The sequence below is a fragment of the Achromobacter maghribensis genome, from assembly GCF_057334215.1.
Genome location: NZ_JBHFII010000007.1, coordinates 1 through 1,030, shown reverse-complemented (window position 1 = coordinate 1,030; position 1,030 = coordinate 1). Strand labels below are relative to the sequence as shown.

The window sequence follows — 1,030 nt, the reverse complement described above, 5'->3', positions numbered from 1 at the left end:
GCGATCGCGTGCCGTACTCCAGCGCCAGCAGCGCCTGCACCAGCCGCAGAGCCATCACCGCTGCCCCCGCTTCGCCGGCCGGCACCTGCCACACGATGTGGTGCAGCGGCCCTTCGCGCCTGAGCGCCTCGACCAAGGTCTCGCGGCTGTCGCGCACCGACCACGCCACGGCGGGCGGCCCCGCGAACGGCGTCTGCGTGCCGGCATGCAGCTGTATCAGCTGCTGCATGGAAGGTGACGCATTTGGCCCGGCTTCGCCGACCGTCTCCCATATCGGCGTCAGCATCAGTTCGCCTTCAAGCGTCGATACAGGTCTGAACGACTCTTGCGCCATCGGCACAAGCTCACTTGAATCAACCGTCCGGTCTATCGTCGACGAAGCGGGCAGTGCCCGGCTGCTGAAGCCGCTCAGCCGGACCGCCACGCGTCCCTGCGGATCGACGATCTCCACCTGTAGCTTGCGCACCGCCGCGCTGTCTCCGGCCGCCGGCCGCACCACCGCATAGGCGGGCACCGGCACCGGCAACCACTGCTCCACCGACTGCACCGCAAACGGCACCGTCGGCCCCGCCTCCTCCGGCATCAAACCGAGGCTCGTCTGCAACGCGCCGTCCAGCAAACTCGGTGGCAAGCCATAGACGGGATCGTCATCGGCCGGTGCAGGGGCCGGCCACTGCAGTGCCCCCACCGCCAGGTTCTCGCCCACCTGCAATTGCGTCAACGATTGGAAGCTCGCCCCATAGGCCAAGCCCATCGACGCAAATCGTGCATAACAATCCGCGCGATTGATCGTTCGTCCGCACTGCGCGCGCAGTGCCGCCAGATCGACGGTCGGCGCCTCGGCCGGCGTCGCGACCACCGCCCAGCCCTGGCTGTAGACCTGCACCGCCTCGCCTTCGCCGCTGTAGATCTCGTAGCCGATTCGTCCGTCTTCCTCGACCTCCAGCCCGATGTGCACGGCCAGCGGCTCGGCGACCGCCAGGGGCCGCATCCAGCTCACCTGCTCGATACGGATCGCACCATCTTCCTC

The 1,030-nt window shown here is 68.1% G+C and carries 1 protein-coding gene; it reads right to left on the bottom strand.

Annotation, left to right across the window (positions count from 1 at the left end; all coding sequences use genetic code 11):
* The coding region (locus tag ACE039_RS03305) for a polyketide synthase dehydratase domain-containing protein (RefSeq protein ID WP_485821680.1) at positions 1 to 1,030 on the bottom strand (1,030 nt) is incomplete at both ends.